22 protein-coding genes and 1 pseudogene are annotated in these 25,151 nt (G+C 66.8%); 10 read left to right on the top strand and 13 right to left on the bottom strand.

The window, feature by feature from the left end; genetic code table 11:
• Nucleotides 1–32 precede the first annotated feature (32 nt).
• Nucleotides 33–482: a DUF4920 domain-containing protein gene (locus tag V8246_RS05295; protein WP_336188219.1), complete on the top strand. Its 450-nt coding sequence runs from the start codon at nucleotides 33–35 to the stop codon at nucleotides 480–482.
• Nucleotides 483–490: 8 nt separating this feature from the next.
• Here the strand turns inward: V8246_RS05295 and V8246_RS05290 are convergent, their stop codons facing one another.
• Nucleotides 491–1,126 carry an NAD(P)H-binding protein gene (locus V8246_RS05290; protein ID WP_336188218.1) on the bottom strand — a complete coding sequence of 212 codons (636 nt, stop codon included), beginning with the start codon at nucleotides 1,124–1,126 and terminating at the stop codon, nucleotides 491–493.
• Nucleotides 1,127–1,270: 144 nt separating this feature from the next.
• On the opposite strand from V8246_RS05290, the gene V8246_RS05285 reads away from it, so the two are divergent.
• The 6 genes from V8246_RS05285 (at nucleotide 1,271) to V8246_RS05260 (ending at nucleotide 4,395) form a co-directional block, all read left to right on the top strand.
• Entirely contained in the window at nucleotides 1,271–1,666 is a 396-nt protein-coding gene (locus tag V8246_RS05285; protein WP_336188217.1) for a hypothetical protein, read from the top strand.
• Nucleotides 1,667–1,871: 205 nt separating this feature from the next.
• Entirely contained in the window at nucleotides 1,872–2,249 is a 378-nt protein-coding gene (locus V8246_RS05280) for an EF-hand domain-containing protein (protein ID WP_313220487.1), read from the top strand.
• A 131-nt stretch (nucleotides 2,250–2,380) separates the two neighbouring features.
• Nucleotides 2,381–2,701, top strand: a complete 321-nt coding sequence (locus tag V8246_RS05275) for an EF-hand domain-containing protein (RefSeq protein ID WP_336188216.1) — start codon at nucleotides 2,381–2,383, stop codon at nucleotides 2,699–2,701.
• A gap of 23 nt (nucleotides 2,702–2,724) precedes the next feature.
• Nucleotides 2,725–3,042, top strand: a complete 318-nt coding sequence (locus V8246_RS05270; protein WP_245120953.1) for a hypothetical protein — start codon at nucleotides 2,725–2,727, stop codon at nucleotides 3,040–3,042.
• 128 nt (nucleotides 3,043–3,170) lie between these two features.
• Nucleotides 3,171–3,893, top strand: coding sequence for an HAD family hydrolase (locus V8246_RS05265; protein ID WP_336188215.1), 723 nt, complete (start codon nucleotides 3,171–3,173; stop codon nucleotides 3,891–3,893).
• 43 nt (nucleotides 3,894–3,936) lie between these two features.
• Nucleotides 3,937–4,395, top strand: coding sequence for a hypothetical protein (locus V8246_RS05260; protein WP_336188214.1), 459 nt, complete (start codon nucleotides 3,937–3,939; stop codon nucleotides 4,393–4,395).
• Nucleotides 4,396–4,460: 65 nt separating this feature from the next.
• Here V8246_RS05260 and V8246_RS05255 read toward each other — a convergent pair whose 3' ends face one another.
• From V8246_RS05255 to V8246_RS05210, 10 genes and pseudogenes are all read right to left on the bottom strand, one after another.
• Nucleotides 4,461–5,576, bottom strand: coding sequence for a cupin domain-containing protein (locus tag V8246_RS05255; RefSeq protein ID WP_336188339.1), 1,116 nt, complete (start codon nucleotides 5,574–5,576; stop codon nucleotides 4,461–4,463).
• A gap of 119 nt (nucleotides 5,577–5,695) precedes the next feature.
• Nucleotides 5,696–6,454, bottom strand: a complete 759-nt coding sequence (kduD, locus tag V8246_RS05250) for a 2-dehydro-3-deoxy-D-gluconate 5-dehydrogenase KduD (protein ID WP_162108084.1) — start codon at nucleotides 6,452–6,454, stop codon at nucleotides 5,696–5,698.
• Nucleotides 6,455–6,568: 114 nt separating this feature from the next.
• The gene (gene kduI / locus V8246_RS05245; RefSeq protein WP_313220496.1) at nucleotides 6,569–7,417 is read right to left on the bottom strand and encodes a 5-dehydro-4-deoxy-D-glucuronate isomerase; all 849 of its coding nucleotides are present in this window, start codon (nucleotides 7,415–7,417) and stop codon (nucleotides 6,569–6,571) included.
• A gap of 241 nt (nucleotides 7,418–7,658) precedes the next feature.
• Nucleotides 7,659–8,714, bottom strand: a complete 1,056-nt coding sequence (locus V8246_RS05240; protein WP_271250692.1) for a LacI family DNA-binding transcriptional regulator — start codon at nucleotides 8,712–8,714, stop codon at nucleotides 7,659–7,661.
• 51 nt (nucleotides 8,715–8,765) lie between these two features.
• Nucleotides 8,766–10,271: pseudogene (locus tag V8246_RS05235) on the bottom strand (family 43 glycosylhydrolase); the annotation flags it as partial.
• Between the two features lie 95 nt (nucleotides 10,272–10,366).
• Nucleotides 10,367–11,494 (bottom strand): pectate lyase, encoded by a 1,128-nt coding sequence (gene pelA, locus V8246_RS05230; RefSeq protein WP_336188213.1) that lies wholly within the window; start codon nucleotides 11,492–11,494, stop codon nucleotides 10,367–10,369.
• Nucleotides 11,495–11,499: 5 nt separating this feature from the next.
• Nucleotides 11,500–12,783, bottom strand: a complete 1,284-nt coding sequence (locus V8246_RS05225) for a TRAP transporter large permease (protein WP_336188212.1) — start codon at nucleotides 12,781–12,783, stop codon at nucleotides 11,500–11,502.
• 3 nt (nucleotides 12,784–12,786) lie between these two features.
• Nucleotides 12,787–13,305 (bottom strand): TRAP transporter small permease, encoded by a 519-nt coding sequence (locus V8246_RS05220; protein WP_336188211.1) that lies wholly within the window; start codon nucleotides 13,303–13,305, stop codon nucleotides 12,787–12,789.
• Between the two features lie 9 nt (nucleotides 13,306–13,314).
• Entirely contained in the window at nucleotides 13,315–14,310 is a 996-nt protein-coding gene (locus tag V8246_RS05215) for a TRAP transporter substrate-binding protein (protein ID WP_336188210.1), read from the bottom strand.
• Complete coding sequence (locus V8246_RS05210; protein WP_336188209.1) at nucleotides 14,307–15,164, bottom strand: 2-keto-4-pentenoate hydratase; 858 nt, start codon at nucleotides 15,162–15,164, stop codon at nucleotides 14,307–14,309. Before V8246_RS05210 ends, V8246_RS05215 begins: the two co-directional genes overlap by 4 nt.
• A gap of 151 nt (nucleotides 15,165–15,315) precedes the next feature.
• Here V8246_RS05210 and V8246_RS05205 point away from each other — a divergent pair, with 151 nt between their 5' ends.
• Nucleotides 15,316–16,668, top strand: a complete 1,353-nt coding sequence (locus V8246_RS05205) for a hypothetical protein (protein WP_336188208.1) — start codon at nucleotides 15,316–15,318, stop codon at nucleotides 16,666–16,668.
• A gap of 207 nt (nucleotides 16,669–16,875) precedes the next feature.
• Here V8246_RS05205 and V8246_RS05200 read toward each other — a convergent pair whose 3' ends face one another.
• Together V8246_RS05200 and V8246_RS05195 are read right to left on the bottom strand one after the other, a co-directional pair.
• A complete protein-coding gene (locus tag V8246_RS05200) occupies nucleotides 16,876–19,794 on the bottom strand; it encodes a TonB-dependent receptor (RefSeq protein WP_336188207.1) in 2,919 nt (972 codons plus the stop codon).
• Nucleotides 19,795–20,093: 299 nt separating this feature from the next.
• Complete coding sequence (locus tag V8246_RS05195; protein WP_336188206.1) at nucleotides 20,094–22,877, bottom strand: TonB-dependent receptor; 2,784 nt, start codon at nucleotides 22,875–22,877, stop codon at nucleotides 20,094–20,096.
• Nucleotides 22,878–23,111: 234 nt separating this feature from the next.
• On the opposite strand from V8246_RS05195, the gene V8246_RS05190 reads away from it, so the two are divergent.
• Nucleotides 23,112–24,128: a sugar kinase gene (locus V8246_RS05190; RefSeq protein WP_336188205.1), complete on the top strand. Its 1,017-nt coding sequence runs from the start codon at nucleotides 23,112–23,114 to the stop codon at nucleotides 24,126–24,128.
• Nucleotides 24,129–24,260: 132 nt separating this feature from the next.
• A complete protein-coding gene (locus V8246_RS05185; RefSeq protein ID WP_336188204.1) occupies nucleotides 24,261–25,109 on the top strand; it encodes a CoA ester lyase in 849 nt (282 codons plus the stop codon).
• Nucleotides 25,110–25,151 lie beyond the last annotated feature (42 nt).

Genomic DNA, 25,151 nt, shown 5'->3' with positions numbered 1-25,151 from the left:
TGATGCGGGTTTTCCTGGAAGGAGCGCGTGCGATGCGTCGTGGACTGGTGATGGCGGGCCTGATGGTGTGCACGGCTGCCGTGGGCGCACAGGACGATGCCTGGGAAAAGTTCGGCGCCGACGTGCCTGCCGGGCCCGTAGTGCCGCTCTCACAGGCGTTGGCCGATCCCGCAGCGCACGAGGGGCAGCCTCGCGTCTTCAGCGGCCGCGTGGTCGATGTCTGCCAGAAGAAGGGGTGCTGGGTGATGCTGGAGGACGCGGGGCAGGGCGCGCGCGTGTTGCTGGGCGACCACGACTTCTACGTACCGAAGGATGTACGCGGCCCCGCCCAGGTGCACGGCGTGCTGGCACGCAAGAACTTGTCGCCTGCCGCGCGTGCGCACACCGCCGAAGAAGCCTCCACGCCCACCCCGGTGCCGGACGTCGAGTACCGCATCCTCGCCGACGGGGTACAGGTGCTGGCCGACGATCCGGGCGCCTGAGCGGGCGCTCAGCCGAGCAGCTGTTCCGACGGCACGATGTGGAGCCCCGGGCGCGCTGTCACCACCGCCTCCAGCAGGGCCGCCGCGACGCACTCCGGCGGAACCACACGGTAGCGGCCCGGCAGCGCGGGCCCGAAGACGCCCAGAAACCGTTGCGCCCAGCGTTCGCCCGTACGGTGCTGCTTGCGCCGGCCTCCCAGCAGGCCCGGTCGCAGGAGGGTGAGCGAATCGAATCCGATCCGCCCCAGCGCCTGCTCCACTTCACCCTTGGTGCGCGAATAGAACACGCGTGATGCCGGATCCGCGCCCAGCGCCGACACCAGGGCGAAGGCCTGCGCGCCATGCGCATGGGCATGGCGCGCGATCGCCAGGCAGAAATCGTGGTCCACGCGCCGGAACGCCTCCCGCGAGCCTGCATCGCGGATCGTCGTCCCCAGCGCGCAGGCCACCGCGTCCACCTGCCACCACGCGGCATCGCCCGGCAAGGCGTCGAAATCGACCACCGGGTTGAGCAGCTTCGGATGCGTTGGCAGTGGACGCCGTGTCGGCGCCACGACCTCACTGACGGCCGTCGAAGCGAGCGCCCGTTGCAGCGTCGCCTGTCCCACCAGTCCGGTCGCACCGGCCAGCAACACACGTTTCATGAGGGGCTCCGGATACGTCGGTCGGTGCATGATGCCAGCCGGACCCCCGATACCATCGGTTACGCTGTACCGGCAGGCGCCGCCATGGTGCCTTGGAGCCCCCTCCATGCCCTGCCGCAGGCAATCCTTCACGGTCATCGCGCGATGAACCTTCCGCTCCACTACGGCGTGCTGGGCGCGCTCGAAGCCGGCCTGATCGCGCTGCTCATCGGCGTGCTGTGCTTCTGGCTGTGGAACGCGGTCTGCCACAGGGCGAACGCCGCGATGGGCCATGCCATCGGCTGGGCCTGCGTATCGGCCGTGATCCTCGGTGCCGGCGTGGACCTCTGGAACATGTTCTACCTGGGCATTTCCCGGCTGGAGTCGCCCCTGTATGCGCGCCTGGCCCTGAAAGGCATCCACGATCCCGATGGTTTGGGCGCACGGGTGGTGCTGGAAGTCGCCGGTGCACTGGCGGGTGTCGTGATCGGTTGGCAATGGTTCAGGAAAAAATCGGCGGAGGGACCCACGCGCAGTGGGGCTGAAAAAACGGATCCCTAACGCCGAAGCCTGCGCGCCGTCACGCATTCCACGCGCGGCCCACATCGCGATCACGAGCCGCTAACACCGGGCTAGCCGAAGCCGGTGCCGGCGTGGTTAAGCATGCGTGCACGTTCATTTCGCCGCGCAAATTTCGTTCAGAAGCCAGGTTGCAAGGTGGGGCCGTGCGCAATCGGACGCACTCCCTACGGAACGGAGCACACCCATGAAGAACAACACCCGCAAGCCGCTGATCGCCCTGGCCGCACTGAGCGCCGCGCTGGCCATGCCGCTGGCATTCGCCCAGGAGAAGACCGAGGACGCCGCTGCACAGGCGCAGACCCAGCAGAGCGAACCGACCGCCGAGCAGGCGACCGGTTCCACCACGCAGAGCCCGACCCAGAGCACCCAGTCGGCCACGCAGGGCAAGCAGGGGTGGGCCGACGTCGATACCGATGGCGATGGCGCGATCAGCAAGCAGGAAGCCGCCGCCAACGCCGGCCTCAGCCAGGTGTTCGACCAGGCCGATGCCAACGCCGACGGTTCGCTGAGCGCCGATGAGTACAAGGCGTTCGTCAGCAAGAACTACGGCGAGCAGAAGTAAGCATCGCCGCCCGGTGGCGTGACGGCGCGATCCGGCACCCCACGCAAGCCGAAGAGGCGGCCGCGCGCCGCCTCTTCATTTTCAGGTCCGGTCTCACTGAGAACGTTGCCGTGCCGGATCAAGGAGGTTCCATGACGCACACGACACCACGCAGTATCCTGCCGTTGGCCACCGCCTGCATGTTGATGGCTATCGCGGCACCGTCTTACGCACAGGCGCAGCGCACCCCCCAGGTCACTGACGGTGGGCAGGCCACGTCACCGCGTACCGCACCCGCGCCCTCTTCCCCCAAACCGTTCGAAGACCTGGACACGAACGGAGACGGAGCGATCAGCAAGGATGAGGCCGCCGTCGATCCGCCCCTCGCGCAGGCCTTCGGTACGCTGGATACCGATGCCGATGGTCGCCTGACCCCCGAGGAATATGCGGTCTACGCGCAGGGCCGGTCCTGATTCCTTCCTTTCTGGAGAACACTATGAACACGCGCATTCATCGACTGCTCGACAAACCGCTGCTGCTTCTGGGCACGGCCGTGCTTGGCGCGGGCCTGCTGACCGCCTGTGGTCCCAAGCCGGAAGAGATGCCCGCCGCTGCGGCGCCGGAACCGGTCGAAACCACTCCGCCGACCGACGTTGCGCCGCCACCCCCGGCACCGACCGATCCGACCATGCCCACGGATCCCAATGCTCCGCCCAGCGATCCGAACCTGCCGCCGCCCGCGAATCCCAACGCACCGGAAACCACCCCGCCGCCGACCGACGACAGCACCACGCAGCCCGCCAGCGGCGGGTAAGCCCGCATCGCACGGCGATTGCAAACGTCGACCACGATGGCCGCTTTCGGGCGGCCATCGTCGTGAGGCGTCGAAAAGTCCGGGCTGCTATCCTGCGCGCCCCTCCAGCAACGACGACAGGCTTCCGCATGGCGCGCATCCAATGGGTCGGCTTCGACGGCGACGACACGCTGTGGAAGAGCGAGGATTACTACCGCCAGGCAGAAGCGGACTTCGAAGCGATCCTCGCCGCATACATCGACCTGGCCGATCCCCGCACGCATGGCCACCTGCTGGAGGTGGAGCGTCGCAACCTGAAGATCTTTGGTTACGGCGTGAAGGGCATGACCCTGTCGATGCTGGAAACGGCGATCCAGCTGACCGACGAACGCATCAGCGCCCGCGACCTGCATCGCGTCATCGAGATCGGGCGGGCCACGCTGCAGCATCCCGTCGAACTGCTGCCGGGCATCCGCGAAGCGGTGGCGCAGATCGCCTCCGATCACGAGATCGTGTTGATCACTAAGGGCGATCTGTTCCACCAGGAAGCCAAGATCGCCCAGTCCGGTCTTGCCGACCTGTTCCACCGCATCGAGGTGGTGTCGGAAAAGGATGAGGCCACCTACGCGCGCGTGCTGCGTGAACTCGACGTTGCGCCGGGCGCGTTCGCGATGGTCGGCAACTCGCTGCGTTCGGACATCGAGCCCGTGCTCGGCCTGGGCGGGTGGGGCATCCACATGCCGTACCACGTGACGTGGGCGCTGGAGGCCGAACACGGTGTCGCCCACGACGCGCCACGACTGCGCGTGGTGGAGAGCGCCGGCCAGCTGGCCGGCGCGCTGGCCGCGATCGAAGCCACCCCCGTCGCCTGACGACGATGAAGCGTGCGCGACGGCGCTGCGGCACAATGGCGGCATGAAGCGCGCGCTGCCCGTCCTGATCTTGCTGGCCTGTCTGGTCGCCATCGTGCCCACTGGTGCGCAGGACGCGGTGGCCTACGCGCCTGCGACAGGCGACGCCGCGCTGGATCGGCATCTCGCCGACATCAACGAGTACGCCGCGCGCTACCCCGCCGCCTTCGCCGACGAGATGGCGCGCTACTACGCCGTACCGCGTGCGTACGTGGAAGCGATGCAGCAGCAGCCCGACTGGACCGCCGGCGACATCTTCATGGCCTGCGCGCTGGCGCAGATCGTCGGCCAGCCGTGCCGTGCCGTTGTGCGCGAATGGTCGCGCGACCATGAGGGCGGCTGGAAGGCGGTAGCGGGTCGTCTTCAGGCCGAGCCGGGCAGTCCCCAGTACCGGCGACTGCGCAGCGCGCTGGATGCGACCTACCGTCGGTGGGACCGGCCGGCGCCTGAGGACGAGGAGTGAGTGGAGAGGAGTGAGGAGTGAGGAGTGAGGAGTCGCGTTTCTGCTCACTCCTCACTTCTCTCTACTCATTCCTGCTTCTTCCCGTACATGATCAGCAGCACCAGATCCTCTTCGCCGTCCTGGCGGATGGCGTGGGTGCTGCCGGGACGGGTCAGCATGGCGTCGCCGGCCTGCACTGCTTGCGCGGTGCCATCCAGCTCATACACGCCGCGTCCGGCGAGCACATAGTAGATCTCGTCCTTGTGGTGCTGGTGCAGGCCAATGCCGGCGCCCTTGTGCAGCACCCGCTTGCGGAACTCGAAGCCGAGCGCCGGCGCATCGCGGAAGAACGGGTAGGCCGTGGTGGTTCCCGCGCCGCCGTGCGGGCCGGGCTGCTGCACGGCGATGTCGTGTTCGTGCACGACCAGGGATGGATTCGGCTGCGCCTTGCGGTCGGCCAGCGCGGTGGCCGGTGCACCACAATCCGCATCGCGGACCACGTGCGCCGCGAGCGCAGGATCGATCTGCTTCCAGCCTCGCATCACCAGGCACGCCACCATCACCGCGCCACGTCGCTGGAAATGGGTGTCGTCCTGCTGGCCCTGTTCCGGCACATGCATGAAGTACGCCTTGCTGGCCTCGTCGCCGGCCGCGCGCAACCAGTCCATGCTCAACGCCGTGAGGTCGATCAGACCCACGTTCTCCTGCGACGCAAGATCACGCACGGCCTGCGCGTACAGCCCGTGCGTGTCGAGCAGCTGCCCATGGTCGAACTTGCGGCGCGCGACCGGCGTTACCAGGATCGGTGTGGCGCCCTTTGCTCGGGCGAGCTCCACGTAACGCATCAGCCATTCGGGAAACGCGCGCTGCGGTTCGCTGTAGCGGCTGGGGTCTTCGATCTTCTCGTCGTTGTGGCCGAACTGGATCAGCAGCACATCGCCGGAACGCATGTCCTTCGCCATGCCGTCGAACCAGCCCTCGGCGATGAAGCTGCGTGAGCTGCGTCCGCTCTGGGCATGGTTGCGGACCACGTAGGCGTCGTCGTCGAGGAAGCCTTGAAGCTGCTGGCCCCAGCCCTCGCGGGGCGCGCGCTCGGGGCCATAGTGGCTGGCCGTGGAATCGCCAGCGATGAAGACCTGGCGCGGCGGCGTTCCGGCCGCCATCGGCGCACAGCAGGCGAAAATCGCCACGAAGATGAACATGCGCACCATCGGCAGTCTTCTCCATGCCCCTGCGGGAGCGACGTCAGTCGCGACGACGGATCGGGATGCTCATTTCGCGACTGACGTCGCTCCTGCGTCATCCCGTGCGCAGGCGCGCGTCAGCGCGCCAGCCATCCGCCATCGACGGGGATGACCGCGCCATTGACGTAGTCCGACGCGCGCGAAGCCAGAAACACCGCCGTGCCGCCGAGATCGGACGGCTCGCCCCAACGACCGGCGGGGATGCGGTCCAGGATGGCCTTGTTGCGGTCTTCGTCCGCGCGCAGCTGCGCGGTGTTGTCGGTCGCCATGTAGCCCGGCGCGATGGCGTTGATGTTCACGCCCTTGGCGCCCCATTCGTTGGCGAGCAGGCGGGTGATGCCGGCGATGCCGGACTTGCTGGCCGTGTATGACGGCACGCGGATGCCGCCCTGGAACGACAGCATCGAGGCGATGTTGATGATCTTGCCGCTGCCCTGCGCGATGAAGTGGCGGCCCGCGGCCTGCGACATGAAGAACGCGGACTTGATGTTGACGTTCATCACGTCGTCCCAGTCCTTCTCGCTGAAGTCCACCGCATCGGCACGGCGGATCAGGCCCGCGTTGTTGACCAGGATGTCCAGTCCGCCCAGGCCGGCGACGGTTTCCTTCACCAGGCGCTCGACTGGGTCGATGCTGATGAGGTTGGCTTCCAGGTTGAGGAAACGGCGGCCGAGCGCACGTACTTTCTCGCCCGTCTCCGCCGCTTCGACGATGCCGGCCGCGGCGATGTCGGCGCCCGCTTCCGCCAATGCCACGGCGATGCCCTGGCCCAAACCGGTATTGGCGCCAGTGACCAGCGCGATCTTGCCTTCGAGACTGAACGGATTGCTTGCCATCGTGGATTCCCTCGGTGTGGTGCGCTGCGGGTGGAGCGGAGCGTGCTCCGCTGCGCGTGGTGTCGAATTCGGTTGGCGGTGCAGCCGAGCAAGCTCGGCTCTACACGACGTCGCTTACTTCAGCTGGCAGATGTCCAGCACGTGCATGTCGGTGTAGTCCAGGTTCTCGCCACCCATCGCCCAGATGAAGGCGTAGTTGCTGGTGCCCGAGCCCATGTGGATCGACCACGGCGGCGAGACCACGGCCTCGTCGTTCTGCACGACGATGTGGCGCTGCGCGTCCGGTTCGCCCATGAAGTGGTAGACGCGGTCGTTCTCGCCCAGGTCGAAGTAGAAATAGACCTCGCTGCGGCGGTCGTGCAGGTGCGGCGGCATGGTGTTCCACACGCTGCCGGTCTTCAGCACGGTCAGACCCAGCAGCAGCTGCGAGGACTGGCAGGTGGCCGGCACGATGAACTGGTAGATGGTGCGCTCGTTGCTGGTTTCCAGCGCGCCGCGCTCCAGTGCGACGGCGTCCTTGATCGAGAGCTGCTTGGTCTCGAAGCGCGCGTGCGCCGGGGTGGAGGTCAGGTAGAACTTGGCGGGGTTGGCCGCGTCATCGGATTCGAACGCCACGTCGGTGCTGCCCATCGCCACGTACAGGCCATCCTTCGGGCCCAGCGCGTAGGTCGTGCCGTCGACGGTGACCTTGCCGGCGCCGCCGCCGACGTTGATGACGCCCAGCTCGCGGCGTTCCAGGAACGGCTTGCCGGCGGCCGAGGCGGGCTCGGTCTGGCGCGGCAGGTCGACCTTCTTCGACACCGGGGCGGCGCCGCCGATCACGAAGCGTTCGTTGTGCGAGTAGTTCAGCTGCACCGTGTCGGCGACGAACAGGTTGCCGATCAGGTAGCGGTCGCGCAGCTGGTCGTTGCTCGCGCCGTCCATCATGTCCGGGTGGGTGGCGTGGTAGGTCTTGCAGAACATGGGCGGGGCTCCGTCGGTGCGGACGCCCGTGGAGCGGGGCGTCGGGATAGGTCGTGGGCGATTCTACGGCCTTTTGGTAACCGGTGTCATTTTGCGGTGCGGCAGGGGGTGGAGGGGGAACAGGGAGTGCGGAATCGGGGGATGTGGGGCGGGGAGGGCGTCGCGCGCTGGGACTCTCCGGGCACCGTAGGTCTCAGGGAGCGATCATTCCCTATTCACTGTTCCCCGCCTTCTATCCGCGCTACTCCGGCGGCTGCGAAGAATCCCGGATGACCAGATGCGGCCGGATGCTGGCGGCGGCCAGCATCGGTGTGCCCTCGGGCTGGATCAGCATGGCGGCCGCGGTGCGGCCGGTGTCGCGGGTGTTGCGGCGGACAGAGGTCAGCGACGGCCACAGGCGCGAGGCCAGCGGGCTGTCGTCGAAGCCCACCACCGACAGCTGGCGCGGGATGTTGATGCCCGCGCGCATGGCGACCTTGTACACGCCGGCGGCCATCTCGTCGTTGCCGGTGAAGATGGCGGTGGGGCGGTTCTTGCCGGACAGCAGCTTCTCGGCCGCGACCACACCGGATTCGAAGGTGTAGCCCGCTTCGATGATGCGCGACTTCGGTATCTCCAGCCCCCGCTTGGCCAGTGCCTGGATGAAGCCGTCCGTGCGCTCGATCGAAGAGCGGTACGCGCTGGGGCCGGTGATCAGTGCGATGTCGGTATGGCCGAGCGAGAGCAGGTACTCGGCCGCTTCGGCCGCGCCGTCGCGGTCGTGGGTGACCACCATGCGCGAGGGCTCGTCCATCGAAACCGACGCAATGCGCGAGTAGCGGCAGCCGATCTCCGCCAGCATGTCGGCCAGCGCCTGGTCTTCCGAGGCGCGCGGCACCAGCATCACGCCGTGCAGCTTCTGCTGCTGCACGAAACGGCGCACACCGTCGATGTAGCCGGGGCTGCGGCTGTCGCAGGGATGCACCACCAGCTCGAAGCCGGAGTCGCGCAGGGCATCCAGCGCGCCGTACTGCATGTTCACGATGTACTGCGCGGTGGGGTTGTCGTAGACCATGCCGATCAGGAACGAGCGCCGGAACGCCAGGCCGCGCGCCATCGGATCGGGGGAATAGCCGACCTCGCGCATCAGCGCCTCGACCTTCTCGCGCGTGTCCTTACGCACCAGCGGCGAGTGGTTGATGATCCGCGATACCGTCTTCTTCGAGACGCCGGAGAGCCGTGCGATGTCGTTGATGGTCGCAGCCTTGCCACCGGTGGGCAGGGAGGCGGGGCTTTCGGGCTTCTTGCGCGCGGGCATGGCGTGGGTACGGGTCCGTTCGTCGGTCGGTGGGATTCTAGCGGCTGGGGGTCAGTCCAGCGCGCGGTAGCGGAAATTACGGAAGTGCACCTTGCCCTGCCCGGCGGCGTACAGGGATGGCTTGAGGGCCAGGAAGCCGCCCGCCACGTTGTGGTGGTAGCCGGAGACCTCCATCTGGACGGGGTACTTGGTCCAGGCCTTGCCGTCTGCGCTGGTATGGATCGTGAGAATGTGGCGATCATGCTTGACCCGCAGCCACAGCCTGCCGCCCTTGGCGCTCGGCGCCAGTGTGCCGGGACGCTCCAGGCCGTAGCGGTGCATCACGAATCGCTCGCCATTGCTGCCTACGCCGGCATACAGACGATCGTTGTAGAACAGTAGCGCGCCGCCTTGGGCACCGGGCTCCACCTCCATCTCGACCTCGAACTGGTAGGCCAGGTCGCCGGCGATGATGCCCAGCGGCGAGCTGTCGCGCGGCGAGGTGCCCTTGCCCTGCAGTGACATCACGCCATCCCCGAAGCCAAGGCGGGCGAACTCCCCCGGTGCGGGGTCGTAGAACGCCCATTGCGGCCCCAGCCTGCCGCCGCGGAAATCGTCCGACAGTGCCATCCCGTGCGGTGACAGCGCCTTGCCCGCGGGCTTGCGCAACGGCCGGCTCAGGTCGCCGCCCCTGGCGACGAACCAGCCGTCGTCCGTCCATTCGATGGGATCGAGCAGCGCCTGCCGGCCCAGCGTCCAGAAGTCGCGCTCGTAGCCGTGGTACATCATCCACCACTGTCCGGCGGCGTCTTCCACCAGCGTGGCATGCCCGCGCGACCACCAGTACTGCTCGCGCGAGGTGGTACGCACCACAGGATTGTTCGGCGCGTTCTGCCACGGTCCGTGGATGGAGCGCGAGCGAGCGACGATCACCATGTGTCCGGTGGGCGGCCCCGCCGTGCCGCCGACCGCGGTGATCATGTAGTACCAGCCGTTGCGGAAGGTGATCTTCGGACCTTCCTGCGCATAGCCCTCCACGTCCCACGATTCCGGATAACGCCAGCCGTCGTAGACATGCTTCACCTCGCCCACGGTGCTCAGCCCATCGTCGGCCAGCTGCACGTAGTCGCCGGCGCTGAGGAACAGGTAGCGCTTGCCGTCCTCACCCACCGCATGGCCGGGGTCGATGTGGCCCGGCAGTCCGATGTCGATGGGTTCGCTCCACGGTCCGCGGATGTCGTCCGCCCACACCACGAAGTTGCTGCGTCGTGGCGACTCGGTGCCACCGACGCGTGCGGGGAAGTAGATGTAGTAGCGCCCCGCGTGCTTGACCAGGTCGGGCGCCCAGATCGAGCCGACGTTCTTGGTGATGGCATGGCCGATCGGCTGCCAGTTGACCAGGTCGCGCGAATGCCACAGCGGCAGTCCCGGATACGCGGTGAACGAGGACAGCGTCAGGTAGTAATCCTCGCCATCCTTCAGCACCGACGGATCGGGACGATCGCCCGCCAGCACCGGATTGAGGAAGGTACCATCGCCGAGATCGGCCTGGCGCTGGTGCTCGATGCCGCGCTTCCAGGCCGGGGGCGCGGCATCGGCCGCAAGCGCATCGAAGGCGACGCACAGGGACAGGGCAGCGGCGAAGAATCGGGTGAACGACATGCGGGAGTTCCTCAGGGCGTGGCCGGGCGCGACGCCTTCCATTGCGGGTATTCCTGCGACAGCAGCCGCCTCGGCCAGCTGCCGTACCACTCGTAGCCGGTGCGGCGCTCGCGAGGGATGTCTTCATAGCGTGCGACGCGCCGACTGTCCCGCGTCGCGAGCACCACGCTGTTGTCCTTCACGTCGTAGAAGCGCGCCCACAGGCCGGTAGCGGACGGATCAGCGACCAGGCGACGATCCTGGGTACTGCGGTGGTACTGGAACTGTTCCGCCGGCGCCTGGAAGGTCTCGATGCGCCAACCGGTGATCTCCACGCGGCGCAGCCAGTCCACTGCGCCGTCCACGGCCGCCACGACGGCGGGGGACGGATCCGGGATCGACATCAGGTAGCGGACCACGCCGACGGTTTCCTGGGCGGCGATCGACGGAAGCTCGAACCTGCGGCCCTGCGCGGGTTGCAGGGTTCGGGCGTCGTACTGGCCCGCCCAGCCGGCGGGCGTGTCGCCCTGCCGTACCTGCAGGCGCAACAGGCAGGCATCGCCGGCATCGATGGCCGCCTGCACGCGGGCGCGCAGGGCCGTATCGACGAACGCATAGCGGCGGGTATCGGACACGATCTTGCGCAACGTTCCCAGCACGCCAGCGGTCACGTCGTCGGCGATGGTGATGTGCGGGTGGTAGGACTGCGTGGCCGGCACCGTATGCGGCCAGCCGCCGCAGGCGGGGATCTGCTGGGTCAGTGTGAACGCAATGCCCTTGAGGCTGCCGTCGCGATAGCGGGCGTCGCCGGTGATCGCATACGCGGTGGCCAGATAGTCGAGCTGCGTGTAGATGTTGCGGTTGTCGAAACTGCCGCCCGACTTCGTCGCTTCGGCCTGGACACGCGCCTTTTCCGCATCGTCGAGGATGCGGGCGGGATCCTGGTTCTCGACCCACCCGCCATCGGTCCGCTGGTAGCGCAGGATGTTGTCGGCGATCGACGCCACCTGGTCCGGTGCGTAACGTGGATAGGCATCGCCGTGCACGTTGCGCCAATGATGGATGGCGTCCTCGAAACCGGCGAGCGAGGGCACCGGTACGGCTCCGGCACCCGCCACCGGCGCCAGCACGCAGGCCAGACCTGCCACGAGCAGGCGCACGCATCTCATCCCTTCAGCGCCTTCGGCAGCCACAGCGACAGTTCGGGGAACAGGGCCACCACCAGCAGCACCGCCAGCCCTGCCAGCCAGAACGGCCAGATCGTGCGCATGCTCTGTGCGATGCTGATCTTGCCGATCGCGGTGCCGATGAACAGCACCGATCCCACCGGTGGTGTCACCAGGCCGATGCCACCCGTCAGCACCAGGACCAGGCCGAAGTGGATCGGGTCGATGCCGTAGGCCCGCGCCACCGGCAGGAAGATCGGCGTGCAGATCAGGATCATTGGCGCCAGGTCCATGAACGTACCCAACACCAGCAGCACCAATACGATCAGCAGCAGCACCGTGTACTTGCTGTGGGCGATCGACTGCAACGCCTCGACCGCGGCCGCGGGCACCTGCAGATAGGCCAGCAGCCAGCCGAACACCGCGGCGGTGGCGATGACGAACAGGATCACGCCGGTGGTGCGTGCCGCATGCGTCACGGTGGCGAAGAACTCCTTGAGCGACAGCTGGCGGTACAGCACGCCGGTGACGAGGAGCGCGTACACCACCGCGATGGCCGCACTCTCCACCGCCGTGAAGATGCCGGCGCGGATGCCGAAGAAGATCAGGCCCACCAGACCGAGACCGGGCAGCGCCGCCACCAGCCGCAGCAAGACCGCCCGCATGCCGGGAAACGGCTCCGTGCCGTAACCGCGCCTGCGGGCGACGGCCCAGCCGGTGAACATCAGTACCACCGTCATCAGCAGCGCCGGCACGATACCTGCCGCGAACAGGTCGGCGATGGAGAGGCCACCGCCGGCCGCCGCCGAGAACAGGATCAGGTTGTGCGAAGGCGGCACCAGCAGCGCCACCAATGCGGCGGTGATGCTGACGTTGACGGCGAAGTCGCGGTCGTAGCCGCGCTTGACCATCTGCGGGATCATCGTCCCGCCCACCGCCGACACGTCGGCGATGGCCGAGCCCGATACGCCACCGAAGAACAGCGAAGACAGGATGCTCACTTGGCCAAGGCCGCCGCGCAGGCGCCCCACCAGCGAGGCCGCCAGGCTGATCAGGCGCTCGGAGATTCCCCCGCGCAGCATGATCTCGCCGGCGAAGATGAAAAGCGGAATGGCGATCAGCGACGCGGACCCGGTACCCGACGAAATCTGTTGCACCAGCACGATGCTGGGCAGGTCCAGGTAGAGCAGCGTAGCCAATGAAGCGGCGGCCAGCGCGTAGGCCACGGGTACGCCAATCAGCAGCAGGATCGCGAAGATCGAGAAAAGCAGAGTGATCGCCATGGGTCAGCGGGCCTCGTCGGTCGGCGGCGCGCGCAGCACCAGGAGCAGTCGATACAGGGCGAATACCACCATCAGCAGCCCGCCGATCGACAGCGGCAGGTAACCGATGCTCTGCGGCATCGGCGCACCGGCGATGCGGATGTCCAGACCGTCCAGCAGCAGCACCCCGCCCCAGTAGGCCATCACCGCGCCGATCACGGCGATCACCAGCGGCGAAGCCGCATGCAACGCCTTCTTCAGGCGAGGACCGGCCGCATCGGCCAGCAGAAAGAAGCCGAAGTGGCGGTGGGTATGCACACCGGCGGCGGCACCCAGGCTCATGGCCGTCGTGAGCAGCAGGACAGTCACCGGCTCGGTCCAGCTGGGCGAGTCGTTGATCACGTAGCGGGCGACGACCTGCCAGCCTTGTACGACCACCAGGCCAAGCAGGGCGGCCACCGCCACGCCGATGGCGATGTTGGACAGCAGGTCCATGCCGCGTTGCAGCGGCGTTTGGGGGGAGGCGTTGTCTGCTTCGGACATCATCGGGTCTCAGGCCAGGTCGCGGATGCGGCGGTACAGGGCGTCGATCGCCGGGTCCTTGCGGTATTCGGACAGCAGCGGCTGCGAGGCGCGCGCGAAGGCGGAAAGCTCCGCTTCGTTGTGCTGCACGCCCGCGGAGAAGACCGCTTCACGCGCCTTCGCTTCGGATGCATCCCACAGTGTGCGCATCACTCCGACCGACTGGCGGGCGGTTTCGATCAGCAGTTCGCGGTCGCGAGGCAGCAGTCCATCCAGCGTGCGCTGCGACACCAGCAGCACGTCCGGTGCGTAGGAATGGTTGGTCTGCGACCAGTACTGCGCGGCCTCGAAATGCCGGCTGGAATGGAAGCTGCGGATGTTGTTCTCGGCGCCATCGATCATGCGCGTCTCCAGCCCCGAAAACACTTCGCCCAGCGACAGCGGCGTCGGATTGGCGCCGAACAGGCGCAGCATGCGGATGAAGATGTCCGACACCGGTACGCGGATCTTCAGTCCATGCAGGTCCGCCGGGACGCGGATGGCGTGCTTGGTGTTGTAGAAGCAGCGCGCACCCGAGTCGTAGATGGCCAAGCCGACCAGGCCGCGCTTGGCGAAGCCTTGCATCACCGCTTTCCCGACGCCCTCGTCCATCGCCCGGCGCATGTGCGGTACCGAGTCGAACACGTAGGGCAGGCACAGGGCCTGGGTCAGCGGGAAGGCGTTGTTCAGTGCGCCGGCATACACGCGGGTCATGTCGATGGCGCCGAAGCGTGCCATGTCGATGGCCTCGGACTCGCGGCCCAGCTGGCCGGAGTGGTACTGGCGCAGCGTCACCCGTCCACCGGTCTCGCGCGCCATCGTCTCGCCGATCCAGCGTACCGCTTCGACGGTTGGGTAGTCCTTCACGTGCACGTCGGTTGCCGTCAGCACGTGCCGGCCACCGTCGGCGAAGGCGCGGCCGCCCGCCAGCGGCAAGGCGACTGCAGCACCCAGACCGGTGCCCAGAAAGCGACGACGATTCATCATGCGCGCCAGTCTCCTTCGTCCTTCGGGGTCGCCGCCACGGCAAGTGCCTCGATGCTGCCATGCCCGTCGAATTCGATGCGCGCACGCTGCCCCGGCAGGATGTCGTGAATACCGGTCGCGTTGCCGGTGGCGATCAGGTCGCCGGCCTTGAGCGGACGGCCGCGGCGGGCAGAGCGCGCCAGTGCGAAGGCGAAAGCCGCACGCAGGCCGCCGGGCAGCGTGTTAGCGCCGCCTTGGCCGACTTGGCGGCCGTCGATCGAGGTGGTGCAGGTCAGGGATGCATCGCTGCGACTCGCCCAGCCCGGGATCTCGGCGCCCATCACAAGGCCGTTGTTGTTGCCGAAGTCCGACACGACCACGCGCGGGCCGAGCTGGTTGATCGTCGCCAGCGGGCTGCTGGCCACCTCCATGCCGATGAATAGCGTAGAAGGCACGGCGGCGGCTTCCTCGGGCGTCCAGTCGTGTTTTTCCGTCGACACATCCGTGTCCAGACGCAGGACGTATTCGGCTTCGACCGCGCCGAACCCGCCGGAGAACACTTCGAACGCAGCCTGGCCACCGGTAGTCATCTGCAACTGGCGCGCGAAGATCGGGCCCAGCAGGCGTTCGTCGCCGGACCTGTCGCGTCGCTCCGGTGCGATGAAGCCCACCTTCCACCCGACCACGCGGTCGGGCCACTGCGCGATGGCCAGATCCTGCACGCGATACGCGGTGACCAGGTCGTCGGGTACGTCGCCGGGAAATCCCGACAACGCCCGGCCCTGGCGGCGCGCGCCAACGAAACCGTCCGCGATGGCAGCCAGTGCGGGCGCCGCGGAACGCGCGTCGGCGAGGGCGTTTGGGTCGTTACTCAAGTGGGCTCTCCCCGCTGGGTTTTGTTGCACTGCCGAGTGACAGCGCAGGTTGACGGCCTGTATATGGTAAACCGGTGTCATTGACAATGTGCACTGCCGCAAAATCCATCCCGATGCCACGATGCGTCGATCCACTCCTGGGAGGGAGCCAATGCTTCACAACCGTTTCCCCAAGCGGGCACGTGCCCGCGGGCTGAGCCGCGGGCTGGCCCTGTTGCTGGCACTGGCCATGGCGCCGGTGCAGGCCGCCGATACCCGCCCGGTCGCGTTTCCCGGCGCCCAGGGCGCGGCGGCGCATACGCCGGGTGGACGCGGCGGGAAGATCGTGCGCGTGACCACGCTGGCGGCTGACGGCCCGGGCTCGTTCAAGGAAGCGGTCAGCACCCAAGGGCCGCGCATCGTGGTATTCGAGGTGGGTGGCGTGATCGACCTGGGCATGAAGGAGCTGCGCATCGACCAGCCGTTCCTGACCATCGCCGGCCAGACCGCGCCGCATCCCGGCGTGACGATCATCAAGGGGGGCCTGACCATCGCCACCCACGACGTCGTCATCCGCCACCTGCGCATCCGGCCGGGCGACGGCGGCATGCCCAAGCGCTCCGGCGACATCGACGCGATCACCACCGTGCGCGGCGCGCACGACGTGATCGTCGACCACTGCTCGCTCACCTGGGCCACGGATGAGAACCTGAGCGCTTCCAGCACGCGTTTCCACGGCGAGGACGAGGCCGAATGGATGGCCAATGCGTCGCGCCGGATCACCTACAGCAACAACATCGTCAGCGAAGGCCTGGCCAACGCCACCCATCCCAAGGGCGAGCACTCCAAAGGCTCGCTGATCCATGACCACGTCAACGACGTGCTGATCGTCGGCAACCTGTACGCGCACAACTATGAGCGCAGCCCGTTGTTCAAGGGCGGGGCGCGCGGCCAGGTGATCAACAACCTGATCTACAACCCCGGCCAGCGCGCCATCCACTACAACCTGATCGCGGAAGAATGGTTGGGCCATCCCTATTCGAAAGGCCAGATGGTGGTGCGGGGCAATGTCATGCGCGCCGGAAGATCGACCGAGCCGCTCGCTTTCCTGATGATCGGGGGCTCGGGCGACCTCGACCTGTATGCGCAGGACAACCTGGTGGTGGATCGCATCGGCAACAAGAGCATCCAGGAAACCGGCCGCTACACAACGGCGCCGGTGAAGATCAATCTCGCGAAGACCGCGCCGGCGCTGCCGTTCGGCGTCACGCTGCTGCCGTCCGCGCAGGTACAGGACGCCGTAATCGAGAATGTGGGCGCCACGCCCTGGAACCGCGACCTGATCGACCGACGCATCGTCGCCGACGTCATCGAAGGGCGGGGCGAGATCATCGACAGCCAGGAGCAGGTGGGCGGGTATCCCCAGTACAAAGAGGCGCGCAAGCCGTTCGTGGAGAGCGAATGGAATCTCGACACCATGGAGCCGACCTCCGGCCACTATCCGCGGGGAGAGCCGCTCCGCTGAGGGGCACGGTTCCGGCGCAGGCCACAGGCTGCCAGAGAGGCCTGCCTGTCGGCGGGCCTTCTGTTTGCCGGTTCGCGTGCGTGGCGGGCGTGGGGTCGCGTCAAAGCGTCGGGTCATGCGCCGCGGTCGCGCGTTTCCGCAGGAGCCAGGCCATCGCGGGGCCGCCGAGGCGCGGCGGACGTCCCCTCGGACGTCCGCCCGCGCGCTTCAGAAGCTGAACCGCGCTCCCACGTAGTACTGCCGGCCCGTGTGGTGGTATACCGAGGCGCGATCGCCTACGGAATCCACGTACTGGTCGTTGAACTCATCCGTCAGGTTGAGACCTTCGAAGGTGAGCGTGAACCGCTTGTTCCACTTGTACGACATCGAGACGTCCACGCTGCGCGCGCTTCGCTTGCCTTCCACGTCGTTGTTGTTCTGCCCGGGCACGCGCTGCAGGTAGTCGTCGCGGAACGAGGTCGACACACGCGCGCTGAACGTGTTGTTGTCGTAGTAGATCGTCGCGTTGTAGGAGTCGGGCGACAAGTTGACCAGGTCGTTGGCGATGTAGGTCACAGGGAAGGAGCCCGGCACCGCATAGTCGATGTCCGATTCCACGTGCGTGTAGTTGAGTAGCACGCCGAAGTGGCGAAATCCGCCCGGCAAGAACGAGAACGGCTGCTGGTAGTTCAGTTCGAAGCCTTTCAGTGGCCCGCCGGGAGTGTTGATCGGCGTGCGCACGTCGAACTGCACGTCCCAGAATGTCGAAGGCACCCACTCCAGCGGCAGGCCGGTATCGCGGTAGGCGATGTTTTCGCGCAGTTCCTGGATGTAGGTTTCGATGTCCTTATAGAACACGGCCAGCGATAACACCGAATCCTCGGCGAAATACCACTCCGCGCTGATGTCGTACGTCTTCGCGCGGAAGGGGTCCAGGTAGGGGTTGCCTACGCGGATGTTCGGCGTGCCGGTCGTGGTGACACCGGCGCCGGGCGACAGATTGCCCAACTGCGGCCGCGCCATCACCTTGGCGGCGCCGAAGCGCAGCACGAGTTCGTCGGTGACGTCCCAGGCGAGGTTCAGCGAGGGCAGCCAGTCCTCGTAGTCGTTGCTCACGGTGACCGGACTGCCGCCACCGACGGACGTATAACCACTGGCATCGATGTCGGTGGTTGCATAGCGCACGCCAACGTTTCCGCGCAGCGGGCGGCCGATCAGGTCCGTGTTGAAGTCCAGTTGCAGGTAGCCGCCACCGTCTTCTTCGCCGATGCTGCGGTTGTTGCCGCGCGCATTGCCATTGGTGATGCTGCTGAGCGTGAAGTCGCCGCCGGGTACGCCGGTGTTGCAGTTGCAGTAGATGTCGAACAGGCCGGCGATCGCGCGCAGGTCCGGAATGAGCCAGGCGCCCGGGCCGCGACCGTCCAGGCCGCGGCCGAACCCGGTGACCAGCGTGGACAGATCGGTCAGTGTCGTGCCGGCGGGCAGCGCAGGCACGGAAGTCTCGCTGGCGCGACGGAACTCCCAGGTGTCCATCTGGAACTTCTTGTACGACAGGCCGCCACGCAGCGTGAAGGTCTCGTTGATGGCGAAGTCCAGGTCGAGCTTGCCGGTGTCGAAGCTGTTGTCCACGCCCTGCGGGCGGATGCGGATCTCCGATCCGGTGGTATTCGCGGCGGGGCTGCTGATCCAGCGCCAGGCCGAGGGACTGGTCACGTCCAGGTTGCCGTAGGTGATCACCGGCAGGCGGCTGTTGCCGCGATAGTCCCAGCTGTAGCCATCGAGGTTCTGGATATCGAAGGTCACCGTGGTCTGCACGGGATTCCTGAACTCGGACGTCGAGGTGCCGACCATCGCATTGAGCGTCAGCCGATCGGTGATGTCCTGTTCCAGGCTCAGGCTGTACTGGCTGAACTCCGTGGACAGTTCGTCGAACCGCGATTCCGAACGCACGTCCACATTGTCGAACACGCCATAGACCAGGTTGCCCCGCGCATCGACTTCCGCCTGCAGCACGTGCGTCTCGTACTTGCCGCCCTGCGCGTTCGAGCGGCTGAACGAAATCGTCTCCAGGAAGTCCTCCTGGCGCGTTGCATCCAGCTTGGAGTACAGCGCATCGAAGCTCAGCAGGGTGCTGTCGCTGGGCTTGAACTGCAGTGCGGCGGTGACGCCGAGGCGCTCCTGCTCATGCGTCAGGCGGCCGTATCGCGGCAGGCGCGGATGGAAGGTGGTCGTCGCAGAGGCCAGTCGGTAGGCATCGTTGTTGGCCTGGGTGTTGGCCGGACGCGGGTTGCCGGTGGAGCAGTTCAGCGCGGTGGTGCCGCGTCCGCTGTTGTTGGTGTTGTTCTGCGGCGTGTAGCCGACCGGGCTGCAGAAGCCGTTGGACGAGGCGCCGTTGTCCCAGCGGACCGCGCTGTAGCCCTCCTCCAGCAGGTTCCGCTCGCTGTAAGCGGCGGAGAGCAGGGCGCCGAACCTGCCGTCGGCCCATGTATTGCTGATCAGCGCGGAGAAGCGCGGGTCCCATTGCTTCGACAGGTCGTTGTAACCCACCTGGCTGGTCACGGTGCTGGTGAAGCCCTCGTAGTCGAACGGACGTGCGCCGCGCAGGTCGACGGTCGCACCCAGCGACCCCTCGTCCACCTGCGCCGACTGCGTCTTGCGCACCGTCAGCTTGCTGAAGAGTTCCGATGCGAACACGTTGAAGTCGAAGCCCCGGCCGCGGTTGGCGCCGCCCGAACTGTCGGTACCCCCTGTGGTTGCCAGCGCTTCGAGGCCGTTGATCCGCACGCGGGTGAAGTCCTGGCCCAGCCCGCGCACGGTGATCGAACGGCCTTCGCCGGCGTCGCGATCGATCGCCACGCCGGGAATGCGCTGCAGCGCTTCGGCGAGGTTGAGGTCCGGGAACTTCCCGATGTCTTCGGCGACTACGGCATCGATCTGTTCGGCGCTGTAGCGCTTCTCCTCCAGTGCCTTTTCCAGGCTGGCGCGGAACGTGCCGACCACTTCGATGCGATCGAGCTCGGTAGGGGCGGGCATGGCGGTGGCGGGAGTGTCCTGCGTCTGCGCAAACGAAGGCGCGTGCAGTGCGACGGCGATCGAGAACGCGAGTGCGGTAACCGGTGTCTTCCGACGATTCGGACAGTGGGTCATGACATCCCCTCCCAAGGGCGGTCGATGATTTGCGTGATGGGCCGTCGCATTGCGGACGGCGTGGAATTCCCCAGATATTCCTGTGCGGCACCCGTAGATGACACCGCTAGTCAAAAACGCTAACAGAGAGTGCGCTGCAACAACAAGCGGTTGATTCGATTGAAAAAATGTCCTGCGGACAGGCCGGTGATGAAATCGCTTCCGCGCCGTGATCGCGGTTGCGGCCATAAAAAAGCCCGGCCGGGAGAGGCGGCCGGGCTTCAGTGCACCTCCTGGCGAGGTGCAGGATCGTCAACGCATCAGAACTTGTAGCGCAGGCCCAGCAGGTACTGGCGGCCGGTCTGGCTGTAGTCCAGCGGGAGCTGGCCGTTGGCGTTTTCTACCCAAGACTCCTGCGCTTCGTCAGTCAGGTTGATGCCTTCCAGGCTCAACTCCAAGTGGTCGTTGAGCTTGTAGCGCAGTGCGGCGTCGATGGTGGTGGTGCCGGTCTGTCCGTGCACGCCAGTGAAGTTGTAGCCAGCTTCGGTGCCCGGGACCTGCAGCAGGTAATCATCGCGGTTGGTGGCCGAGACGCGACCGGAGAAACGCTCGCCTTCGTAGTAGAGCGTCGCGTTCCACGAGTGCTTGGACATGCCTGTCCATGGCGCCTGCAGGACATTGACGCCGGCACTGTTGACGTATTGGATCTCGGTGTCGACATACGTGTAGTTCAACTGCGTGCCGAAGTTGGCCCACTTGCCCGGCAGGAACGTGAACGGCTGGATGAACGTGGCCTCCAGGCCCTTCACCTTGCCGCCGGGCGTATTCACCGGCACGCTGAACACGAAGTCATCGTTGACAGTCGCCCCTGTTCCATCGAGCAGGCTGGCGGGCAGCCCGCTGGAGGCGTAGCTGCGCACCTCGCGCGTGGTCTGCACGAAACCGTCGATGTCCTTGTAGAAAAGGCCAAGACCCAACATCGCCCCTTCGTCGAAGTACCACTCGAAGCCCAGATCGACGGTCTCGGCGCGCACGGGATCCAGGTTGGGGTTGCCGCCGCTGACCGTGCGGGCACCACCGCTGACGTTGACCGTCACACCGGGCGTCAGCGACCCCAGACCAGGGCGCGACATCACCTTCGCTGCACCCAGGCGGATCAGGAAGTCCGGCGTTATCTCCGCCACCAGGTTCATCGACGGCAGGGTGTCGCTGTACTCGCGGCTCACGGTCGTGGCGACGGGCGTTCCGCTGGCGGTCGCGATGCCGGTTGAGCTCTGCTTCGTACGCACGTAGCGGACACCGAAGTTGCCCGACAGCGGGATGGTGCCCAGATCGGCGGAGAACTCGCCCATCAGGTAGACACCCCGGTCCTTTTCTTCGACGCTTCGCGTGTTGACCGCACGTTCGCTGACCGCGAACGGGCCGCTGTTGCTGTAGATGTCGTAGAAGTCGGCGATGCCGCGGTAGTCGGGGATCACCCACGTGCCAGGAGAGCCGTTCACGCCGCTCAGGCTGGCCTGTTCGGTCAGGTCTGCAGGCACGATACGCGTGCCGTCGGGGAAGAACGGCACAGCGTTCACGTTTTCGGTCGAGCGGCGCAGTTCGCGGGTGGAGAAGCTGTAGTCCTTCGCCTGCACGCCACCCTTCAGGCGGAAGCCCGGGCTGATGTTCCAGTTGAAGTCCAGTTGCGCATTGTCGAACTCGTTGGTCACATACTGCGGACGGATGCGGATCTCGGCGAGTGTCCAGCCGTTCGGATCGGTCGGGTCGATGCCGTAGTTGAGGACGGGCTTGTAGGGATCGTTGCGGTAATCGTAGCTGTAGTTGTCGACGTTCAGCTTGTCCATGATGATCGTCGTCTGGATCGGGTTCTCGTGCTCCGACTTGGAGGTGCCGATCTTGCCGGTGACCTTGAAATTGTCGGTGAACTCGTGCTCGCCTTCGAAGTTGAGCTGGGTGTACACCGTGTTCCACTCGTCGTGACGGCTTTCGGAGCGAATATCGACGTCATCGAACAGGCCGTAGACCAGTGCGCCGTTCTCGATGACACCGTCACGGACGACGGTCTCCGGCTTGCCCGTCCCGCTGCGGCTGAACGAGATCGCTTCGATGTACTTCTCGTCGCGCACCGCATCGATCTTGGAATACAGCGCATCCAGGGCGAACTGGGTGCGATCGCTCGGCTTGAACTGCAGCGATGCCGCCACGCCTGTGCGCTTCTGGTCGTGTTCCATCAACGTGTAGCGGGGGAAGCGGGGATGGTAGACATCGGCGCTTCGCGCTGCCGCGAACGGTGAAGCGGCACTGAAGTTGCCATTGCTGGTGCCTTGCGCCCAGCGGCCGGTGCCGGAGCCCTCTTCCAGCGCCTGACGCTCGGAGTAGGCGACCGACAGCAGGGCACCGAACGTGCCGTCCGCCCAGGTATTGGCCATCAGCGCGCCTATCCGTGGGTCGGTCTTGCCGCCTAGGTCGTTATGGCTGGCCTGGCCGCTGGCGGTGAAGGTGAAGCCGTCATAGTCGAACGGTCGCGCGGTACGCAGGTCTACGGTAGCGCCCAGCGAGCCTTCTTCCACGTCGGCCGACGGCGTCTTGCGCACGATCAGCTGCGAGAACAGATCGGAGGCGAAGACGTTGAAGTCGAAGCCCCGGCTGCGGTTGGTGCCGCCGTTCTGGTCGGTGGCGCCGACGGTCGTCAACGCCTCCATGCCGTTGATGCGCACGCGGGTCAGGTCGGGCGGCAGGCCGCGCACAGAGATCTGCCGGCCTTCGCCGCCTTCGCGGGTGATCACCACGCCCGGGATGCGCTGCAACGACTCGGCCAGGTTGAGGTCGGGGAACTTGCCGATGTCCTCGGCGACGATGGCATCGACCACGCCGGCCTCGCCGCGCTTGATGTCGAGGGCCTTCTCCACGCTGGCGCGGTAGCCGGTGACGCTGACGGTATCGAGCGTGTCGACGGTTCCTTCCGCCGGAGTGGCCTGACCGGAGCCCGTGGTCTGCGCCGCGTCCTGGGCATGGGCGACTGCGCTCATCTGCAACGCCAGGCCGATGGAGACGGCAAGCAAGGTAACCGGTGTCTTCCGGTTCTGGTGACTGACTGGCATGTTCTCCCCTCCTCAAGGGACCATGGCCGCGTGCTGCGACTGTTTTGTTGGCAAAAACCGCTGTTTCTTCCCTTCCAGACCGTGCCGGCTGATAAAATGACACCGCTGGTCAAAAACAACGCTAACAGAGTGTGCGCTGCAACAACAACTGTCAGGTGAGCAGGTTTATCTTGTCCCATGGACAAGGCCGGACGACGGGCGCACGCGGCATCCACGTACGGGAGGAGAGGGGAAATGGGAACGATCGTCTGTTTTGGTGAGCTGTTGCTGCGGCTGGGCGCACCCGGCCGCCAGATGCTGTTGCAGTCGCCGGTGCTGGATGTCCACGTCGGTGGCGCGGAAGCGAACGTGGCCGTGTCGTTGGCGCGCTTGGGCCATGACGCGCGCATGGTCGGCGTGGTCGCCGACAACGCACTGGGCGAAGCCGCGCTCGGCGAACTGCGCCGGCATCGTGTCGATACGCGCGCCGTGCAGCTGGCCGCGGGACGCATGGGGTTGTACTTCCTCACGCCCGGGGCGATCCAGCGCCCGAGCGAGGTGCTCTACGACCGCGCGGACTCGGCGTTCGCGCGCGTGGGCGGCGGCACACACGACTGGCCTGCACGGCTGGCGGACGCGGACTGGCTGCATGTCTCCGGCGTGACGCCCGCGCTGGGCCAGCGGGCGGCGGACGGCGTGTTGACGGCGGTCAGGGCGGCCCGCGCTGCCGGAGCGAAGGTCTCGTTCGACGGCAATTTCAGGCCGAAGTTGTGGGAGGCCTGGGGGGGCGACGCGCCCACGATCCTGCGCGGTCTGATGGCCGAGGCCGACCTGCTGTTCGCCAGCCATCGCGACCTGCAGGTGGTGTTGGGCCTGGAGTTCCCGCAGGCGACCCCGCAGGAGCGCTTCGCTGCCGGCGCGGCCGCGGCCTTCCAGGCATTTCCGCACCTGCGCCAGATGGCGGCCACCGTGCGCGTGCAGCGCAGCGTGGACCACCATGTCATCTCCGCCATCACGGCCGTGCGCGATGGTGCGCTGTATTCCACGGCCGCGCGCGACGTCTCGCCGATCGTCGACCGCATCGGCACCGGCGATGCCTTCGCAGCGGGTGTGCTGCACGGCGGCCTGACGGGCCTGTCGGCGCAGGAAGCCCTGAACTTCGGCGTGGCGGCGGCCTGCCTCAAGCACTCGCTGCCGGGCGACTTCAACCTGGTGGGTGCGGACGACGTGCATGCGCTGCTGGGCGAGAACGCGCTGGACGTGAAGCGCTGATCGGTCCGGAATGCAGGGAATGCTGCGTTGCGACATCTTCGGACGCAGGAAAAACTATCGTTTGAAAATGCCCGCACGGGCTTTGCCCTCCGCACGATTCCCGCAGACTGCGCGGCATGAAGAGTGCCGTCCATGCGTAGCAAGCTGTTCGTCCCCGGGAACCGGCCCGCGTTGTTCGCCAAGGCACTGGCGAGCGCGGCCGAGATGCTGTCCTTCGACCTGGAAGATGCCGTGGCCGGCGACGACAAGGGCGCGGCGCGCACGCAGGTCGCCGCCTTCCTGCGCGGCGTACCGCACCGCGCTGCGGACAAGCAGGTCGTGGTGCGGGTGAATGCCTGGCACACCTCGGGCTGGGAAGACGATCTGCGCGCGATCCTGCCGCTGGAGATCGACCTGCTGAACCTGCCCAAGATCGAATCGGTGGAACAGCTTCGCCAGGCGATCGGCGAGATCGAAGCGGTCGAGCTGCAGCTGGGCCTGCGCCGCGCCGTCGGCCTGCTGGTCAACATCGAGACACCGCGCGCCCTGCGTCATGCCGCGCAGATCGGCCGGGCGCATCCGCGCGTGCGCGGCCTGCAACTGGGCCTGGGCGACCTGTTCGAACCGCACGGCATCCGTCGTGCCGACCTGCGCAATGTGCACGCCGCACAGTACGCGCTGCGAATGGCGGCCGCGGAAGCCGGCGTGTTCGCCTACGACGCCGCGTTCCCCGGGCTGGACGACGAAGCGGGCTTCATGGCCGAGGCCCACTCGGCGCGTGCGCTGGGCTTCGCCGGCAAGAGTTGCGTGCATCCGCGCCAGGTCGCCTGGGCCAATGCGGCCTTCTCGCCGTCGGAAGAGGAGATCGAAGCCGCCCGTCGCATCGTCGGCGCGGCGACGGCGGACGGCAGCGCGTTCGCCGTCGATGGCCGGATGGTGGATGCGCCCTTCCTGGCGCGCGCGCGGGCGATCCTGGCCACACTGGACCGGGAGCAGCATTGATGCAGGGCGCAACGGCCCGATCCCGGGAGCGAGGACATGGGT

The sequence above is a fragment of the Pseudoxanthomonas sp. F11 genome (genome assembly GCF_037046485.1).
GTDB lineage: Bacteria > Pseudomonadota > Gammaproteobacteria > Xanthomonadales > Xanthomonadaceae > Pseudoxanthomonas_A.
This window is presented reverse-complemented; position numbering and strand designations above follow the sequence as displayed.

Coding starts and splice junctions, on each gene's coding strand:
- V8246_RS05270 (WP_245120953.1), top strand. CDS start 2,725: ATGAACACGCGCATTCATCGACTGCTCGACAAACCGCTGCTGCTTCTG.
- kduD (WP_162108084.1), bottom strand. CDS start 6,454: ATGGCAAGCAATCCGTTCAGTCTCGAAGGCAAGATCGCGCTGGTCACT.
- V8246_RS05295 (WP_336188219.1), top strand. CDS start 33: ATGCGTCGTGGACTGGTGATGGCGGGCCTGATGGTGTGCACGGCTGCC.
- V8246_RS05265 (WP_336188215.1), top strand. CDS start 3,171: ATGGCGCGCATCCAATGGGTCGGCTTCGACGGCGACGACACGCTGTGG.
- V8246_RS05190 (WP_336188205.1), top strand. CDS start 23,112: ATGGGAACGATCGTCTGTTTTGGTGAGCTGTTGCTGCGGCTGGGCGCA.
- V8246_RS05290 (WP_336188218.1), bottom strand. CDS start 1,126: ATGAAACGTGTGTTGCTGGCCGGTGCGACCGGACTGGTGGGACAGGCG.
- V8246_RS05220 (WP_336188211.1), bottom strand. CDS start 13,305: ATGTCCGAAGCAGACAACGCCTCCCCCCAAACGCCGCTGCAACGCGGC.
- V8246_RS05260 (WP_336188214.1), top strand. CDS start 3,937: ATGAAGCGCGCGCTGCCCGTCCTGATCTTGCTGGCCTGTCTGGTCGCC.
- V8246_RS05280 (WP_313220487.1), top strand. CDS start 1,872: ATGAAGAACAACACCCGCAAGCCGCTGATCGCCCTGGCCGCACTGAGC.
- V8246_RS05195 (WP_336188206.1), bottom strand. CDS start 22,877: ATGCCAGTCAGTCACCAGAACCGGAAGACACCGGTTACCTTGCTTGCC.
- V8246_RS05215 (WP_336188210.1), bottom strand. CDS start 14,310: ATGATGAATCGTCGTCGCTTTCTGGGCACCGGTCTGGGTGCTGCAGTC.
- V8246_RS05200 (WP_336188207.1), bottom strand. CDS start 19,794: ATGACCCACTGTCCGAATCGTCGGAAGACACCGGTTACCGCACTCGCG.
- V8246_RS05225 (WP_336188212.1), bottom strand. CDS start 12,783: ATGGCGATCACTCTGCTTTTCTCGATCTTCGCGATCCTGCTGCTGATT.
- V8246_RS05240 (WP_271250692.1), bottom strand. CDS start 8,714: ATGCCCGCGCGCAAGAAGCCCGAAAGCCCCGCCTCCCTGCCCACCGGT.
- V8246_RS05285 (WP_336188217.1), top strand. CDS start 1,271: ATGAACCTTCCGCTCCACTACGGCGTGCTGGGCGCGCTCGAAGCCGGC.
- V8246_RS05255 (WP_336188339.1), bottom strand. CDS start 5,576: ATGTTCATCTTCGTGGCGATTTTCGCCTGCTGTGCGCCGATGGCGGCC.
- V8246_RS05205 (WP_336188208.1), top strand. CDS start 15,316: ATGCTTCACAACCGTTTCCCCAAGCGGGCACGTGCCCGCGGGCTGAGC.
- V8246_RS05275 (WP_336188216.1), top strand. CDS start 2,381: ATGACGCACACGACACCACGCAGTATCCTGCCGTTGGCCACCGCCTGC.
- kduI (WP_313220496.1), bottom strand. CDS start 7,417: ATGTTCTGCAAGACCTACCACGCCACCCACCCGGACATGATGGACGGC.
- V8246_RS05185 (WP_336188204.1), top strand. CDS start 24,261: ATGCGTAGCAAGCTGTTCGTCCCCGGGAACCGGCCCGCGTTGTTCGCC.